The organism is Streptomyces sp. NPDC006512 (assembly GCF_040611935.1).
Taxonomy (GTDB): domain Bacteria; phylum Actinomycetota; class Actinomycetes; order Streptomycetales; family Streptomycetaceae; genus Streptomyces.
The window spans coordinates 20,124-36,589 of sequence record NZ_JBEXPG010000061.1 but is presented as its reverse complement, the minus strand read 5'-3'; the positions used below and the strand labels follow the sequence as shown (position 1 = coordinate 36,589).

The 16,466-nt window shown below is 72.9% G+C and carries 14 protein-coding genes; 11 read left to right on the top strand and 3 right to left on the bottom strand.

What is annotated here, in order from left to right:
• Window positions 1–2 precede the first annotated feature (2 nt).
• Together tesB and ABZZ17_RS32050 are read left to right on the top strand one after the other, a co-directional pair.
• Window positions 3–893, top strand: coding sequence for an acyl-CoA thioesterase II (tesB, locus tag ABZZ17_RS32055; RefSeq protein WP_356881342.1), 891 nt, complete (start codon window positions 3–5; stop codon window positions 891–893).
• A 57-nt stretch (window positions 894–950) separates the two neighbouring features.
• Window positions 951–1,865: a cation diffusion facilitator family transporter gene (locus ABZZ17_RS32050; protein ID WP_356881340.1), complete on the top strand. Its 915-nt coding sequence runs from the start codon at window positions 951–953 to the stop codon at window positions 1,863–1,865.
• 52 nt (window positions 1,866–1,917) lie between these two features.
• Here the strand turns inward: ABZZ17_RS32050 and ABZZ17_RS32045 are convergent, their stop codons facing one another.
• A complete protein-coding gene (locus tag ABZZ17_RS32045) occupies window positions 1,918–2,724 on the bottom strand; it encodes a phosphatase (protein ID WP_356881338.1) in 807 nt (268 codons plus the stop codon).
• 67 nt (window positions 2,725–2,791) lie between these two features.
• Window positions 2,792–3,370, bottom strand: a complete 579-nt coding sequence (locus ABZZ17_RS32040) for a TetR/AcrR family transcriptional regulator (protein ID WP_356881336.1) — start codon at window positions 3,368–3,370, stop codon at window positions 2,792–2,794.
• A gap of 99 nt (window positions 3,371–3,469) precedes the next feature.
• Here ABZZ17_RS32040 and ABZZ17_RS32035 point away from each other — a divergent pair, with 99 nt between their 5' ends.
• From ABZZ17_RS32035 to ABZZ17_RS32010, 6 genes are all read left to right on the top strand, one after another.
• The gene (locus ABZZ17_RS32035) at window positions 3,470–5,086 is read left to right on the top strand and encodes a carboxyl transferase domain-containing protein (protein ID WP_356881334.1); all 1,617 of its coding nucleotides are present in this window, start codon (window positions 3,470–3,472) and stop codon (window positions 5,084–5,086) included.
• Window positions 5,087–5,102: 16 nt separating this feature from the next.
• Window positions 5,103–7,115, top strand: coding sequence for a biotin carboxylase N-terminal domain-containing protein (locus tag ABZZ17_RS32030; RefSeq protein ID WP_356881332.1), 2,013 nt, complete (start codon window positions 5,103–5,105; stop codon window positions 7,113–7,115).
• Window positions 7,116–7,126: 11 nt separating this feature from the next.
• The gene (locus tag ABZZ17_RS32025) at window positions 7,127–8,044 is read left to right on the top strand and encodes a hydroxymethylglutaryl-CoA lyase (RefSeq protein WP_356881368.1); all 918 of its coding nucleotides are present in this window, start codon (window positions 7,127–7,129) and stop codon (window positions 8,042–8,044) included.
• Between the two features lie 7 nt (window positions 8,045–8,051).
• Window positions 8,052–9,212: an acyl-CoA dehydrogenase family protein gene (locus ABZZ17_RS32020; protein ID WP_356881330.1), complete on the top strand. Its 1,161-nt coding sequence runs from the start codon at window positions 8,052–8,054 to the stop codon at window positions 9,210–9,212.
• A gap of 152 nt (window positions 9,213–9,364) precedes the next feature.
• A complete protein-coding gene (locus ABZZ17_RS32015) occupies window positions 9,365–10,408 on the top strand; it encodes an ABC transporter substrate-binding protein (protein WP_356881328.1) in 1,044 nt (347 codons plus the stop codon).
• 91 nt (window positions 10,409–10,499) lie between these two features.
• Window positions 10,500–11,429, top strand: coding sequence for a siderophore-interacting protein (locus ABZZ17_RS32010; RefSeq protein WP_356881326.1), 930 nt, complete (start codon window positions 10,500–10,502; stop codon window positions 11,427–11,429).
• A gap of 185 nt (window positions 11,430–11,614) precedes the next feature.
• Here ABZZ17_RS32010 and ABZZ17_RS32005 read toward each other — a convergent pair whose 3' ends face one another.
• A complete protein-coding gene (locus ABZZ17_RS32005) occupies window positions 11,615–13,195 on the bottom strand; it encodes a beta-N-acetylhexosaminidase (protein WP_356881324.1) in 1,581 nt (526 codons plus the stop codon).
• A gap of 52 nt (window positions 13,196–13,247) precedes the next feature.
• Between ABZZ17_RS32005 and ABZZ17_RS32000 the strand changes: the two genes are divergently transcribed.
• From ABZZ17_RS32000 to glmS, 3 genes are all read left to right on the top strand, one after another.
• Window positions 13,248–14,135 (top strand): DUF4429 domain-containing protein, encoded by an 888-nt coding sequence (locus ABZZ17_RS32000; protein WP_356881322.1) that lies wholly within the window; start codon window positions 13,248–13,250, stop codon window positions 14,133–14,135.
• Between the two features lie 107 nt (window positions 14,136–14,242).
• Window positions 14,243–14,518 (top strand): hypothetical protein, encoded by a 276-nt coding sequence (locus ABZZ17_RS31995; protein WP_030008735.1) that lies wholly within the window; start codon window positions 14,243–14,245, stop codon window positions 14,516–14,518.
• A gap of 66 nt (window positions 14,519–14,584) precedes the next feature.
• Window positions 14,585–16,402 (top strand): glutamine--fructose-6-phosphate transaminase (isomerizing), encoded by a 1,818-nt coding sequence (glmS, locus tag ABZZ17_RS31990; RefSeq protein WP_356881320.1) that lies wholly within the window; start codon window positions 14,585–14,587, stop codon window positions 16,400–16,402.
• Window positions 16,403–16,466 lie beyond the last annotated feature (64 nt).

Here is a 16,466-nt window from a genome sequence, read left to right as displayed (position 1 = left end):
CCTTGGCCGAGCTCGACGACAACGAGGCGCTCGCCGATCTCCTCGATCTGCTCGACCTGGAGCAGATCGAGGAGAACATCTTCCGCGGCACGAGCCGGCAGTCCCTCGTGCCGCGCGTCTTCGGCGGACAGGTCGCGGCCCAGGCGCTGGTCGCGGCCGGCCGGACCGTGCCCGCGGACCGGTCGGCGCACTCGCTGCACTCGTACTTCCTGCGGGCCGGCGACCCGGGCGCGCCCATCGTGTACTCCGTCGACCGGATCCGCGACGGGCGCTCCTTCACCACCCGCCGGGTGGTCGCCGTCCAGCACGGACAGCCGATCTTCCACCTGTCGGCGTCGTTCCAGACGTACGAGGAGGGGCTCGACCACCAGGCCCCGATGCCGCAGGCGCCGGACCCCGAGTCCCTGCCGACCGCCGCCGAGTCCCTCCCGCTGTACCGGGACGTCTTCCGCGACCCGGGGACCGTCGAACGGCTCCTCGCGGCCCGTTCCGCGGTGGACCTGCGGTACGCGACGACGCCGCCGTGGGGCAGCGTCGGGGAGCCGGTCGAGCCGCGCTCCCAGGTGTGGTTCCGCACCCGGGGCAAGCTCGCGGACGACCCGCTGCTGCACACCTGCCTGGCCACGTACGTCTCCGACATGACCCTGCTGGACTCGGTGCTGCTCGCGCACGGCCGGGGCGGCTGGGCGGTGGGCGACGTCGTCGGCGCCTCGCTGGACCACGCCATGTGGTTCCACCGGCCGTTCCGCGCCGACGAATGGCTCCTGTACGACCAGGAGTCCCCCTCGGCGGCGGCCGGCCGCGGCCTCGGCCAGGCCCGCATCTGGACCCAGGACGGCCGCCTCGCGGTCACCGTCATCCAGGAAGGCGTCGTGCGCGTACCCCGCGCCTGAACCGGCCGGCGGGTGTCGCTGAGCGGTCCGCCCGAGGGGCGGACATACCGTCGCGTCATGACCGAACAGCCCGAAAGCGTCGCCACGGTCGTCGTCGCCACCGTCACCAACCTCGGGATCGCCGCCGCGAAGGCGGCCGCCGGGATCCTCAGCGGGTCGAGCGCGATGCTGGCCGAGGCGGCGCACTCGGTCGCCGACACGGTGACCGAGGTGCTGCTGCTGACCGCCCTCAAGCGCAGCGACCGGCCGGCCGACGAGGCCCACCCGCTGGGGTACGGGCCCGAGCGCTACATCTGGGCGCTGCTCGCCTCGGTCGCCACCTTCGTCGGCGGCGCGGTCTTCGCCGTGTACGACGGCGTCCACACCCTGGTCCACGGCGAGGACCCGGGCAGCCCGACGCTCTCGTACGTCGTCCTCGCGGTCGCCGCCGTACTGGAGGGCTACTCGCTGCTGGTGGCGTGGCGCCAGGTCCGCGGCGAGGCGGCGCGGATGCGGGCGCCGCTGGGCCTGTACGTGAAGCACACCCCGGACACGGCCGTGAAGGCGGTACTGCTGGAGAACGCCGCCGCGCTGGTCGGGCTCGCGCTGGCGGCGGGCGGGCTGCTGGGGGCGCAGCTGACCGGTTCGGGCGCGTACGACGGGGTGGCGTCGCTGCTGATCGGGCTGCTGCTGGTGTGGGTGGCGTGGGAGCTGGGCCGCTCGAACGCGCAGTACCTGATCGGGCGGCCGCTGCCGGCCCGGATGCGCGAGGAGGTCCGGGAGGAGCTGCTGTCGGTCCTGCACATCGAGGGCGTCCTGGAGCTGACGACCCTGGTGCAGGGCCCGGACGAGGTCCTGATCGCGGCGAAGATCGACTTCCACGACCTGGCGTCGGCCCGGCAGGTGGAGGCCGCCTGCGAGGTGGCCGAGGCGCAGCTCCGCGAACGCTTCCCGGCCGTCCGCCGGGTCTACCTGGACCCGACCCCCTCCTGACGCGCGCCGCCGCGGCCCCCGCGCCCCGGCGGCTCCCGGCCGGCCCCGCCCGTCAGACGTCGGCGAGGCCCGCCGTGGACAGGAGGTAGGCCGTCATCGGGTCGTAGAAGCGGGGGTCGCGGACGTGGTCGTCCAGGGGGACGGCGATCTGGAGGGTGCCCTCGGCCTCGGCGAGGAAGAGCGCCGGGTCGTTGCAGTCGGCGTAGCCCGCCGCGTCGAGGCCGCGCTGCGCGGCGCAGCCCGCCCAGCCGTGGTCGGCGACGACGAGGTCCGGCTGGGGGCGGCCCTGCGCCGCGAGGCCGTCGAGGATCGCGGCCATCGGCGCCGGGGAGTGGGTGTGCCACAGCGTCGCCCCGCGTTCCTGCACCGCGACGCCCGCGAACTGCCAGACGGAGCCCTCGTCGGCGGTCAGGCCCTGCGGGATCACCACGATCTCGCAGCCGGCCGCCCGCAGCGCGTCCGCGGTGGCGCGGTGCACGTCGAGGAGGCCGCCCGGGTGGCCGGTGGCGAAGAGCACGCTCTGCCGGTCCAGCGCGGCCTTGTGCAGCCGGGCCGCGAGCCGGTCCAGGGCGGCGACGGTCAGCTCGGGGTCGATGGTGTCCTGGCCCTGGCGGTGCGTCGGGTCGTCCACGACCCCGCAGCGCTCGGCCATGACCGCGAGCACGTCCTGCTCGTCGCTCCAGCGGTCCCCGAGCTCCAGGCCGAGCCAGTAGTGGCGGTCTCCGTTGGCGAGCTTGCGGTAGTGGCTGAGGTTGTTCTCGCGCGGGGTCGCCACCTCCCCCGCGATCCGCGTGCGGAGCAGGTGTTCGACGAGTTCGGCGCGGCTGGGTACGGGCGTCTCTATCGGCATGGCGCCCATTCTGCCGCCGTCCGGCCGGAGCCGTCTGCTCCGTCCCGGCCGTCGGACACCCCACCTCATGTCCGGCTCACCCCGACAGGGCCCCGAAGGCGCCGTTCGCCAGGCGCCTCAGCAGGGCCTCCGTGGCGTCGCGGCCGAGCGCTGCCAGGTGGGGGGTCGAGTTCAGCAGGCCGAAGACCGCGTGCACGGAGACGCGTACCTCCGCCTCCCCCACCTCGGGGTGCAGCTCGCGCACGACGGTCACCCACAGCTCCACGTACTGGCGCTGGAGCTGGCGCACGAGCTTGCGGTCGGCCTCCCGCAGCCGGTCCAGTTCCCGGTCGTGGAGGGTGATCAGCGCCCGGTCGTCGAGCGCGAAGTCGATGTGGCCCTCGACGAGGGAGGCGAGCACCTCCCGCGGGTCACCGGCCGCCTCCTCGACGCGGCGGCGGCCGCCCGTCAGCAGCCGCTCGCTGATGCCGACGAGCAGTTCGGCGAGCATCGCGTCCTTGCCCGCGAAGTGCCGGTACAGGCCGGGGCCGCTGATGCCGACCGCGGCCCCTATCTCGTCCACGCCGACGCCGTGGAAGCCGCGCTCCGCGAAGAGACGAGCGGCCTCACTGAGGATCTGCTCGCGTCGGGTCGGGGCGGCCGCTCTGGTGCTCATGGGAATCCATTCTAGACAGGGCCGTTAGCGCTCGTTAACCTGATACCCAGAGTGTTAACGCTCACTAACAAGCATGCACCGAGCAAGGGAGCTCGACCGATGCAGCAGGCACCAGTGCTGACGAGCGCCGCGGACCCGGCGTCCGAGGCCTGGCGGACCAATGAGGCCGCCCACCACGAGCTGACCGAGGGCCTGCGCGCCCGGCTCGACGCGGCCCGGCTCGGCGGCGGCGAGCGGGCCCGCGCCCGCCACACCGCGCGCGGCAAGCTCCTGCCCCGCGACCGCGTGGACGCCCTCCTGGACCCGGGGTCCCCCTTCCTGGAGCTGGCCCCGCTGGCCGCCGAGGGCATGTACGGGGGCGCGGCCCCCGCCGCGGGTGTGATCGCCGGCATCGGACGGGTCAGCGGCCGCGAGTGCGTCATCGTCGCGAACGACGCCACCGTCAAGGGCGGCACGTACTACCCGATGACCGTCAAGAAGCACCTGCGCGCCCAGGAGGTGGCCCTGGAGAACCGTCTCCCCTGCCTCTACCTGGTCGACTCCGGCGGCGCCTTCCTCCCCATGCAGGACGAGGTCTTCCCCGACCGGGAGCACTTCGGCCGCATCTTCTACAACCAGGCCCGCATGTCGGGGGCGGGAATCCCGCAGATCGCGGCCGTCCTCGGCTCCTGCACGGCCGGCGGAGCGTACGTCCCGGCGATGAGCGACGAGGCCGTCATCGTGCGCGGCCAGGGCACGATCTTCCTCGGCGGCCCGCCGCTGGTGAAGGCCGCGACCGGTGAGGTCGTCACGGCCGAGGAGCTCGGCGGCGGTGAGGTCCACTCGCGGACCTCCGGCGTCACCGACCACCTCGCGGAGGACGACGCCCACGCGCTGCGGATCGTACGGAACATCGTGGCGACCCTGCCCGCGCGCGGGGCCCTGCCCTGGTCGGTGGAGGCTCCCGAGGAGCCCAAGGTGGACCCGTACGGCCTCTACGGCGCGGTCCCGGTCGACTCCCGCACCCCCTACGACGCCCGCGAGATCATCGCGCGGATCGTGGACGGCTCCCGCTTCCAGGAGTTCAAGGCCGAGTTCGGGCAGACGCTGGTGACCGGCTTCGCCCGGATCCACGGGCACCCGGTCGGGATCGTCGCCAACAACGGCATCCTGTTCTCCGAATCCGCCCAGAAGGGCGCCCACTTCATCGAGCTGTGCGACCAGCGCGGCATCCCGCTGCTGTTCCTCCAGAACATCTCCGGGTTCATGGTCGGCCGCGACTACGAGGCGGGCGGCATCGCCAAGCACGGCGCCAAGATGGTGACGGCCGTGGCCTGCACCCGGGTCCCGAAGCTGACCGTGGTCGTCGGCGGCTCGTACGGCGCGGGCAACTACTCGATGTGCGGCCGGGCGTACTCGCCCCGCTTCCTGTGGATGTGGCCCAACGCCAAGATCTCGGTGATGGGCGGGGAGCAGGCCGCCTCGGTCCTCGCCACCGTCAAGCGCGACCAGATCGAGGGCGCGGGCCAGGACTGGCCGGCCGAGGACGAGGAGGCCTTCAAGGCCCCGGTCCGGGCGCAGTACGAGGAGCAGGGCAACGCCTACTACGCCACCGCGCGGCTGTGGGACGACGGGGTCATCGACCCGATGGAGACCCGGCAGGTGCTGGGACTGGCCCTGACCGCGTGCGCGAACGCCCCGCTGGGCGAGTCGCCGTTCGGCATCTTCCGTATGTGACGTGAGGACCTCACTGATGTTCAGCACTGTTCTGGTCGCGAACCGGGGCGAGATCGCGGTACGCGTCATCCGCACGCTGCGGGAGCTCGGCATCCGCTCCGTGGCCGTCTTCAGCGACGCGGACGCGGACGCCCGGCACGTACGGGAGGCCGACACGGCCGTCCGGATCGGCCCGGAAGCGGCCGCCGAGAGCTACCTGTCGGTGGAGCGGCTCCTCGACGCGGCCCGCCGCACGGGCGCCGAGGCCGTCCACCCCGGCTACGGGTTCCTCGCCGAGAACGCGGTCTTCGCCCAGGCCTGCGCCGACGCCGGGCTGGCCTTCATCGGCCCGCCGGCGAGCGCGATCTCCCTGATGGGCGACAAGATCCGCGCGAAGGAGACGGTGAAGGCGGCCGGGGTCCCGGTGGTGCCGGGCTCCTCCGGCAGCGGCCTCACCGACGCCGAACTGGCCGCCGCCGCGGCGGAGATCGGCATGCCGGTGCTGCTCAAGCCCTCGGCGGGCGGCGGCGGCAAGGGCATGCGGCTGGTCCGCGACGAGGCCGTGCTGGCCGAGGAGATCGCGGCGGCCCGGCGCGAGGCGAAGTCCTCGTTCGGCGACGACACCCTGCTCGTGGAGCGGTGGATCGACCGGCCCCGGCACATCGAGATCCAGGTCCTCGCGGACTCCCACGGGAGCGTGGTGCACCTGGGCGAGCGCGAGTGCTCCCTCCAGCGGCGCCACCAGAAGGTGATCGAGGAGGCGCCGTCGGTCCTCCTCGACGAGGAGACGCGGGCGGCCATGGGCGCCGCGGCCGTGGAGGCGGCCCGCTCGTGCGGGTACGTCGGCGCGGGCACCGTGGAGTTCATCGTGCCGGGCGGCGACCCGTCCTCGTACTACTTCATGGAGATGAACACCCGCCTCCAGGTCGAGCACCCGGTGACGGAGCTCGTCACCGGCCTGGACCTGGTGGAACAGCAGCTGCGGGTGGCGGCGGGCGCGCCGCTCGGCTTCGCCCAGTCCGGGGTCCGGCTGACCGGCCACGCCATCGAGGCCCGCGTCTGCGCGGAGGACCCGTCGCGGGGGTTCCTGCCCTCCGGCGGTACCGTCCTCGCGCTGTCGGAGCCGTCCGGCGGGGCGGTCCGTACGGACTCCGGGCTGACGGCGGGCGTGCCCGTGGGCTCGGCGTACGACCCGATGCTGTCCAAGGTCATCGCGTACGGCCCGGACCGGGCCGCGGCCCTGCGGGTGCTGCGGGCCGCCCTCGCGGACACCGTGATCCTGGGCGTCCAGACGAACGCCGGTTTCCTGCGGCGGCTGCTGGCCCACCCGGACGTGGTGTCGGGCGAACTGGACACCGGCCTGGTCGAGCGCGACCTCCCGTCCCTGCTCCCGGAAGGCGTTCCGGAGGAGGTGTACGCGGCGGCGGCGCTGCTGGCTCCGGCCGCGGCGGCGGGCACCGGGTGGGTCGACCCCTTCGGGATCCCGAACGGCTGGCGCCTGGGCGGGACTCCGGCCTGGACGGTCCGGCACTTCCGCCTCCCGGGCCAGGACCCGGTGGAGGTCCGCACCCGCCCGGCCGGGTCCGCCACCGAGCTCCTCGTCGGGGCCGCCCACGACCCGGCCCCGCCGGTGCTCGCCGGCCGGGTCGTGGCCCGCACCCCCGAGCGCGTCACCGTGGAACTCGACGGCGTGACGCACACGTTCAGCCACGCCGCCTCCCCGGACGGCGTCTGGCTCGGCCGCGACGGCGACAGCTGGCACGTCCAGTCCCACGACCCGGTGGCGGCCTCCCTCGGCGGCAGCGCCCACGCGGGGGCCGACACCCTGGCCGCCCCCATGCCCGGCACGGTCACGGTCGTGAAGGTGGCCGTGGGCGAGCAGGTCGTGGCCGGTCAGAGCCTGCTGGTCGTGGAGGCGATGAAGATGGAGCACGTCATCTCCGCCCCGCACGCCGGGACCGTCACCGAACTCGACGTCACGCCCGGTTCCACCGTCGCCATGGACCAGGTCCTGGCCGTGGTCACCCCGGACGAGGAGGAGGGCGCGTGAACGCACTGCCCATGACCGTCCCGGCCGCCGGACTGCCGGCGCGCGTACGGATCCACGAGGTCGGCGCCCGCGACGGACTCCAGAACGAGAAGACGGCCGTCCCCACCGAGGTGAAGGCGGAGTTCGTCCACCGGCTCGCGGCGGCCGGCCTCACCACCATCGAGGCGACCAGCTTCGTCCACCCGAAGTGGGTGCCCCAGCTCGCGGACGCCGAGCAGCTCTTCCCGCTCCTCGCCGACGTGGACGCGGCGCTGCCCGTCCTGGTCCCGAACGAGCGCGGCCTCGACCGGGCGCTCGCCCTCGGGGCCACCCGCATCGCGGTGTTCGGGTCGGCGACCGAGACCTTCGCCTCCCGGAACCTGAACCGCACCGTCGCCGAGTCCCTGGCCATGTTCGAGCCCGTCGTGGCCCGCGCGAAGCAGGAGGGGGCGCACGTCCGCGGCTACCTGTCGATGTGCTTCGGCGACCCCTGGGAGGGCCCGGTCCCGGTCGAGCAGGTGGTCCGCGTCGCCAGGGCCCTGCTCGACCTCGGCTGCGACGAGCTGAGCCTCGGCGACACCATCGGCGTCGCCACCCCGGGCCACGTCCGGTCGCTGCTGAACGGGCTGAACGGGGACGGCGTGCCGACCGACCGGATCGGCGTGCACTTCCACGACACCTACGGACAGGCCCTGTCCAACACCCTCGCCGCGCTCCAGCACGGCGTGACGACCGTCGACGCCTCCGCGGGCGGCCTCGGCGGATGCCCGTACGCCAAGAGCGCCACCGGCAACCTCGCCACCGAGGACCTGGTGTGGATGCTCGACGGCCTCGGCATCGAGACCGGCGTCGACCTGGCCGCCCTCACCGCCACGAGCGTGTGGATGGCCGAACAGCTGGGACGCCCCAGCCCCTCCCGTACCGTCCGCGCCCTCTCCCACAAGGAGTAAGAGAACCATGTCCCTCGACCACCGGCTCACCCCCGAGCACGAGGAACTCCGCCGTACCGTCGAGGCGTTCGCGCACGACGTGATCGCGCCGAAGATCGGCGACCTGTACGAGCGGCACGAGTTCCCGTACGAGATCGTCGCCGAGATGGGCCGCATGGGCCTGTTCGGCCTGCCCTTCCCCGAGGAGTACGGCGGCATGGGCGGCGACTACCTCGCCCTCGGCATCGCCCTGGAGGAGCTGGCCCGCGTCGACTCCTCGGTCGCGATCACCCTGGAGGCGGGCGTCTCGCTCGGCGCCATGCCCCTGTACCTGTTCGGTACGGAGGAGCAGAAGCGGCAGTGGCTGCCGAAGATGTGCTCGGGCGAGGTCCTGGGCGCCTTCGGCCTGACCGAGCCGGGCGCGGGCAGCGACGCGGGCGGCACCCGCACCACCGCCGTCCGCGACGGCGACGAGTGGGTCGTCAACGGGTCGAAGTGCTTCATCACCAACTCCGGTACGGACATCACCGGGCTGGTCACCGTCACCGCCGTGACGGGCCGCAAGGCGGACGGCCGCCCGGAGATCTCCTCGATCATCGTCCCCTCCGGCACCCCGGGGTTCACGGTGGCCGCGCCGTACTCGAAGGTCGGCTGGAACGCCTCCGACACGCGCGAGCTGTCCTTCAGCGACGTGCGCGTCCCGCTGGCCAACCTCGTCGGCGAAGAGGGCCGCGGCTACGCCCAGTTCCTGCGGATCCTCGACGAGGGCCGCATCGCGATCTCCGCGCTCGCGACCGGCCTCGCGCAGGGCTGCGTGGACGAGTCGGTGAAGTACGCGAAGGAGCGGCACGCCTTCGGCAAGGCCATCGGCGACAACCAGGCCATCCAGTTCAAGCTGGCGGACATGGAGACGCGCGCCCACATGGCGCGGATCGGCTGGCGGGACGCGGCCTCCCGGCTGGTGTCGGGCGAGCCCTTCAAGAAGCAGGCGGCGATCGCGAAGCTGTACTCCTCGACGGTGGCCGTGGACAACGCCCGTGACGCCACGCAGATCCACGGCGGCTACGGCTTCATGAACGAGTACCCGGTGGCCCGCATGTGGCGCGACTCCAAGATCCTGGAGATCGGCGAGGGCACCAGCGAGGTGCAGCGCATGCTCATCGCCCGCGAACTGGGCTTCGCCGGCTAGGCGGTGGCGCCGGGGCCCGGGTGCGGGAGGTGCGCCCGGGTCCCGTCCGGATCGGGCCCTCTTACCACTTTCGTGCAAGGTTAGGCTAACCTTCCCTGCGGTCGGCCCCATGGCCGCCTCGCACGCACGCACGCACGAAAGCGGACTTCGACATGCCCAAGCCCCGGACCTCCTCCCTCTCCCGTCGCGGCCTCATCGCCGCCGGCGGCGCCCTCGGCCTCGTCGCGGTCCTCTCCGCGTGCGGGAACACCGACGCGGCGAAGGACGGCGCGGGCAGCAAGGACAAGGCCGCCAGTGCCGCCCCCGCGGGCCCCTGGAGCTTCAAGGACGACCTCGACAAGGACGTCACCGCCAAGGCCGTGCCGAAGAACATCGTCGCCTTCACCGGCACGGCCGCCGCGCTCAACGACTACGGCGTCGAGGTGAAGGGCGTCTTCGGTCCCACGAAGACCGCCGACGGCAAGCCCGACGTCCAGGCCGGCTCGCTGGACATATCGAAGGTCGAGATCCTCGGCAACGTCTACGACGAGTTCAACGTCGAGAAGTACGCCGCCCTCCAGCCCGACCTGCTCGTCACCAACACCTGGGACGGCTCGTACTGGTACGTCCCCGAGGCCTCCAAGGACAAGATCCTGAAGCTGGCCCCGGCCGCCGCGATCTCCGTGGGCGGCAACGCCACGCTGGACAAGGCCCTGGAGCGCACCGCGGACCTCGCCAAGTCGCTGGGCGCCGACATGAACACCAAGACCACCATCGACGCCAAGGCCCGCTTCGACGCCGCCGCCTCCAAGGTCCGCGAGGCCACCAAGGCCAACCCGGGCATCAAGGTGCTCGTCGGCTCCGGCGACGCCAACCTGTTCTACGTCTCCACCCCGAAGACCTCCGCCGACCTCAAGTACTTCGAGCAGCTCGGCGTCGAGTTCGTCACCCCGGACAAGGTCGAGGGCGGCTTCTTCGAGAGCCTCAGCTGGGAGAACGCCGGCAAGTACAAGGCCGACCTCGTCCTGCTCGACAACCGCACCGGCACCCTCCAGCCGGAGCAGCTGAAGGCGAAGCCGACCTGGGCCGAGCTCCCCGCCGTCAAGGCCGGCCAGATCACCCCGCGCGTGACCGAGCCGATCTACTCGTACGAGCGCTGCGCCCAGATCCTGGAGGACCTCGCCAAGGCGATCCAGAACGCCAAGAAGGTCAGCTGACCCCGCACGTCACCGGCCACCGCCCCGGGACCGGCCCGCTCGGCCGGTTCCCGGGGCACACCCGCATCCGCACCCCTGGGGGACCCTCCGCATGACCGCGTCCGCATCCGGGGCCCCGGCCGCCGCGCACTTCCGTTTCTTCGTCCTCGAAGTCCTGCGCACGCGACGCCTCGGCCACTCCTTCCTGCGGGTCACCTTCGGCGGGGAGTCCCTCGCGGACTTCCGTTCGGGGGGCTTCGACCAGAGCCTGTCCCTCTTCCTGCCGCCGGCCCACCGGGAGCACACGGAACTGCCCTCCACCGACGAGGACTCCTGGTTCGGCGCCTGGCGGGCGATGCCGGACGAGGAGCGTCCGGTGATGCGCTCGTACACGGTGCGCGAGCAGCGGCGCACGGAGGCGGGCGCGGTCGAGGTCGACATCGACTTCGTCCTCCACGGCGCCGCCGGGACGGCAGGTCCCTCCGGACCCGAGGGACCGGCCGCGCAGTGGGCCGGACGAGCCGTCACCGGCCGCCGGATCCTGGCCATCGGCCCGGCCGTCGCGGAGAACAAGTCCGTGCGCTTCCAGCCGCCGGCCGACGCCGACGCGATCCTGATGTACGCGGACGAGACGGCGCTGCCCGCCGCCGCCGCGATCCTGGACCGGCTCGCCGCCGGCACCCGGGTCCAGGCCTGGTTCGAGGTGCCGCATCCGGGCGACCGCCTCGACCTCACCACCCTCGCCGAGGCGGACATCACCTGGATCGTCCGCGAGGACACCCCGGGCGCTCAGCGGACCGGGCGCGTGCTGGACGCGCTGCGCTCGGCGCGGCTGCCCGCGGCCGGGGCGCCGTACGCCTGGATCGCGGGCGAGGCGGGCACGGTCCGCGCGGTGCGCCGCCACCTCGTGGGCGAGCGCGGCGTCGACCGGCGCGCGGTCCGCTTCACCGGTTACTGGCGCCTGGGCGCGAGCGAGGAACAGCTCCTGGCCGAGGCGTACGCGGGCCGGGCGCCGAGCGAGGACCCCGCTTCCGAGCTGTAGCGGGAAGCCGGGGCACCCACCCCCTTGTCGCATAATTTAGGTTAGGCTAACCTAAGCATCACGCCGGTGAGGGACCTGCCCCCGCCGGTGCGGCCGGCCCGGGCGGGCGATCGATACGGTCCCTCGATCGCCCGCCCGCTGTCTTACCCGGGAGGGCGGCGTACCCGGGCAGAGCGTCGCACCCGTCAGGACCAGGGGACGTCCGGCGCCCGGTGGTAGTTGACGTCCTGGGCGTCCAGCCGGGGCCCCTGCGCCGCCAGGCGCTCGCGGTACGAGCTCCAGCCGAGCGCGCCCGCCGGGGACCAGCCCAGCTCCGCCACCCCCAGCACGCGCGGGAACGCCATCAGCTCCCAGTCACCCCGCCCGGCGATCGTCTCCGTCCACAGCGGGGCCTCCACGCCCAGGACGGCGGACTCCGCGACCCCGGCCAGGTACGTCCCCGGATTCCAGGAGTACGCCCGCTCCACCGGGACGTAGCCGGCCCAGGCCAGCCCCGGCTTCGTCTTCGCGTCGTACTTCATGTCCAGGTACGCCCGGTCCGCCGGGGACAGGATCAGCAGGTGCCCCGCCTTCGCCGCCGCCACCACGGCCGCCTTCTCGGCGGCCGGAGTGCGGTCGTGGCCCCAGTACTGGATCACCGAGCCCGGCGCCGGACGCCCCTGCGCGAGCTGGTGCCAGCCCACCACGGTCTTCCCGTGCCGGGCCACGACCGCCTGGGCCCGGTCCATGAAGGCCGCGTAGTCCGCAGGCGGCGTCGCGCGCGCCTCGTCGCCGCCGATGTGCAGGTACTTGCCCGGGGTCAGTTCCGCCAGCTCGCCCAGCACGTCCTCGACGAACTCGTAGGTGCGCTCCGCGCCCACGCACAGCGAGCTGAAGCCGACCTTGGTCCCCGTGTAGCGCTCCCGCGCCTTCCCGTCGCAGTTGAGCTCCGCGTAGGAGGCCTGCGCCGCGTTCACGTGGCCCGGCATGTCGATCTCCGGGACCACGTCCACGTACCGCCGGGCCGCGTACTCGACCAGGTCCCGGTACTCCTCCTTCGTCCAGTGGCCCCCGGGGCCGCCCCCGACCTCGCTGCCGCCGCCGTACTCGGCGAGCCGCGGCCACGAGTCGATCGCGAGCCGCCAGCCCTGGTCGTCCGTCAGGTGCACGTGCAGGGTGTTGATCTTGTACTGGGCGAGCTGGTCGACGTACCTCTTCACCTGCTCCACCGGGAAGAAGTGACGGGCGACGTCGACCATCGCCCCCCGGTACGCGAACCTCGGCGCGTCCGTGACCGTCCCGCCCGGCACGCTCCCCGCCCCCCGCACCGGCAGCAGCTGCCGCAGCGTCTGGCCCCCGCGGAAGAGCCCCGCCGGGGTCCGGGCGGTCAGCGTGATCCCGGAAGCGGTGGTCCGCAGCCGGTAGCCCTCGGCGCCGAGGTCCCCGGCGCCCCGGTCGAGCAGCAGCCGGATCCCGTCCCCCTCCTGCCCGTCGACCACCGGCAGGGGCAGCCCGCTCGGCCCCCGCAGCTGTTCCGCGAGGAGCTCGCCGACCTGGCGCACCTCCTCGGGCGAGTGCCGGCCCGTACGGATGACCGTGCCGGCGCCGAAGGCGTACCCGGGACCTTCCGCGCGCGCGGAGGCGGGCGCCGGCAGGAGCCGTTCGTAGGGGGCGAGGGCGGCGGGGCGCGGGGCCCCGGGTTTGGCGTCGTCGCCGTGGGCCGCGGTGCAGGAGACGGCCGCACCGAGGACGAGGAGGGTGCCGAGCGTGCGTCGCAGAGCTCTCATGCGCACAGATATAGGCCAAACGGAGCGCCGGCGGCGATGGGAGAATCGCCGGATGGCGGAAATCATCCAGAAGGACGGCACTTGGACCTTCGACGGGGACGCGGTGCGCATCGTGCCGGGTCGCGACAAGGGGGTGTCACTGCTGCGCCAGCACCTCGGCGAGGTGACCGTTCCCCTGCACGCGATCGCGGGGATCAGTCACGAACCGGGACGCAAGGCGGGCCGGCTGCGGCTGCGGCTGCGTGACGGCGCGGACCCGCTCCTCCAGGTCACCGGCGGGCGGCTGCCGGAGGGCTCGGACCCCTACCGGCTGACGGTGGAGCCGGACCGCACGGGGGTCGCGGAGTACTTCGTCGACGAGGTGCGGAACGCCCTGCTGCTGGACCAGGTGGACCCGGGGCCGTCGGACGCCTACCTGCTGCCCGGGCCGGCCGTGCCGATATCGGTGAGCGCGGGCGACGGGACGGTGTCCTTCGACGGGGACACGGTCACCCTGAAGTGGAGCTGGACCGCGGAGGAGGCCAAGGCCTCCGGCGGGCCGCGCACCTTCCGCACGGCGGACCTGAAGGCCGTCGAGTGGTTCCCGGCGCGGGGGCTGGAGAACGGCTGGCTGCGGTTCTCCCTGGCGGGCCTGCCCACGGCCGGGCCGGCCAAGTACGACCCGTACGCGGTGGAGATCTTCGGGCTCAGGAAGGACCCGCTGATGGCACTGGCCGCGGCGGCCGTGGCGGTACGGATGCCGCACCCGGCGGCGGCCTGCGCACCCGCCCCGGCCGCCGCCCCCGAACTGCCGGCCGCCGCCGCGCCCCCGGCCGCTGCGGGCGACGACCACGACGCCCTGCTGCGCCGGCTGCGCGAGCTGGGCGAACTGCACCGGACGGGGATCCTGACCGCCGAGGAGTTCACGACGGCGAAAGCGGCGATTTTGGGTCGCTTCTGACCGACCCCGGCCGGAAGCTCCCATTCCTCTGGTCCAGACCAGCGAGATCCTGCCCGATTCCGGGCAGGATCTTTGCGTTCCACCCTTTTGCCGGTCAGTATCTACGAGTGCTCGACCGCCGCCCGTCGCATGACGACCTCGTCGACCACCTGGTGCGCAGCACCGCGCTCCAGCGCGGCGAAGCGGCCCGGGTGGTACTCGACGTGCTCGCCTACTTCGACGAGACGACCGAGGAATTCGTCCGGCGCCGCCACCGCGAGCTGCAGTCCGGCGGCGCGGTCAACGCCGAGATCTTCGAGCGGATCGCGGCCGAACTGCCGCACCGCGCCGTGGCGCCCCCGGAGCTCTCCCTCCGGCAGCTGCGCCGCATCGTCTACGGCTGAAACGGCCGGGCGCCCACGGGGCGTCCGCCGGGCACGGACACCGAACTTCAGGAGGGGCAACACCGTATGTGCGGAATCGTGGGTTACATCGGCAAGCGCGACGTGGCACCGCTGCTGCTGGAAGGACTCCAGCGGCTGGAATACCGCGGCTACGACTCGGCGGGCATCGTCGTCAACAGCCCGAAGTCGGCGGCCCTGAAGGTCGTCAAGGCCAAGGGGCGGGTCCGTGACCTGGAGTCCCGCGTCCCCAAGCGCTTCGCCGGCACCACGGGCATCGCGCACACCCGCTGGGCCACCCACGGCGCGCCGAGCGACATCAACTCGCACCCGCACCTCGACGCCGAGAACAAGGTGGCGGTCGTCCACAACGGCATCGTCGACAACGCCTCCGAGCTGCGTGCCAAGCTGGAGGCCGAGGGCGTCGTCTTCATCTCGGAGACCGACACCGAGGTGCTCGTCCACCTGATCGCCCGCTCCCAGGCCGAGACGCTGGAGGAGAAGGTCCGCGAGGCCCTCAAGGTCGTCGACGGCACCTACGGCATCGCCGTCATGCACGCCGACTTCGCCGACCGCATCGTCGTCGCCCGCAACGGCTCCCCGGTCGTCCTCGGCATCGGCGAGAAGGAGATGTTCGTCGCCTCGGACGTCGCCGCCCTGGTCGCCCACACCCGCCAGGTCGTCACCCTCGGCGACGGCGAGATGGCCACCCTCAAGGCCGACGACTTCCGCACCTACACCACGAGCGGTACGACGACCACCGCCACGCCCGAGACCGTGGAGTGGGAGGCCGCCTCCTACGACATGGGCGGCCACGACACCTACATGCACAAGGAGATCTCCGAGCAGCCCGACGCGGTCGACCGCGTGCTGCGCGGCCGGATCGACGACCGCTTCAACACGGTGCACCTCGGCGGCCTGAACCTGGACCCGCGCGAGGCGCGCGGCATCCGCCGGGTCAAGATCCTCGGCTGCGGCACCTCGTACCACGCGGGCCTCATCGGCGCCGGCCTCATCGAGAGCATGGCCCGGATCCCCGCCGACGCCGAGCCGGCCTCCGAGTTCCGCTACCGCAACCCGGTCGTGGACCCCGACACCCTGTACATCGCCGTCTCCCAGTCCGGTGAGACGTACGACGTGCTCGCGGCCGTCCAGGAGCTCAAGCGCAAGGGCGCCCGCGTCCTCGGCGTGGTCAACGTGGTCGGTTCGGCCATCGCCCGCGAGGCCGACGGCGGCGTGTACGTGCACGCCGGCCCCGAGGTCTGCGTCGTGTCCACCAAGTGCTTCACCAACACGGTCGTCGCCTTCGCGCTGCTCGCCGTCCACCTCGGCCGGATCCGGGACCTGTCCGTCACCGACGGCAAGCGGATCATCGAGGGCCTGCGCAAGCTGCCCGCGCAGATCCAGGAGATCCTGGAGGGCGAGGAGGACATCAAGAAGCTGGCGGCCGAGTACGCCGAGGCCAAGTCGATGATGTTCATCGGCCGCGTCCGCGGTTACCCGGTGGCGCTGGAGGCCTCCCTCAAGCTGAAGGAGATCTCCTACATCCACGCGGAGGCCTACCCGGCCTCCGAGCTCAAGCACGGTCCGCTCGCCCTCATCGAGCCGGCCATGCCGACGGTCGCGATCGTCCCGGACGACGACCTGCTGGAGAAGAACCGCGCGGCGCTGGAGGAGATCAAGGCCCGCAGCGGCCGCATCCTCGCCGTCGCCCACCGCGCGCAGGAGAAGGCCGACCACACCATCCTCGTGCCCAAGAACGAGGACGAGCTGGACCCGATCCTGATGGGCATCCCGCTCCAGCTGCTGGCGTACCACACGGCTCTGGCCCTGGGCCGGGACATCGACAAGCCCCGCAACCTGGCGAAGTCCGTCACCGTCGAGTAGCCGGACCCGCCCCGGCCGCCGCACGGCGGCCCGGAACGTGACGGAGCGGCCCCCGGGGGAAAAT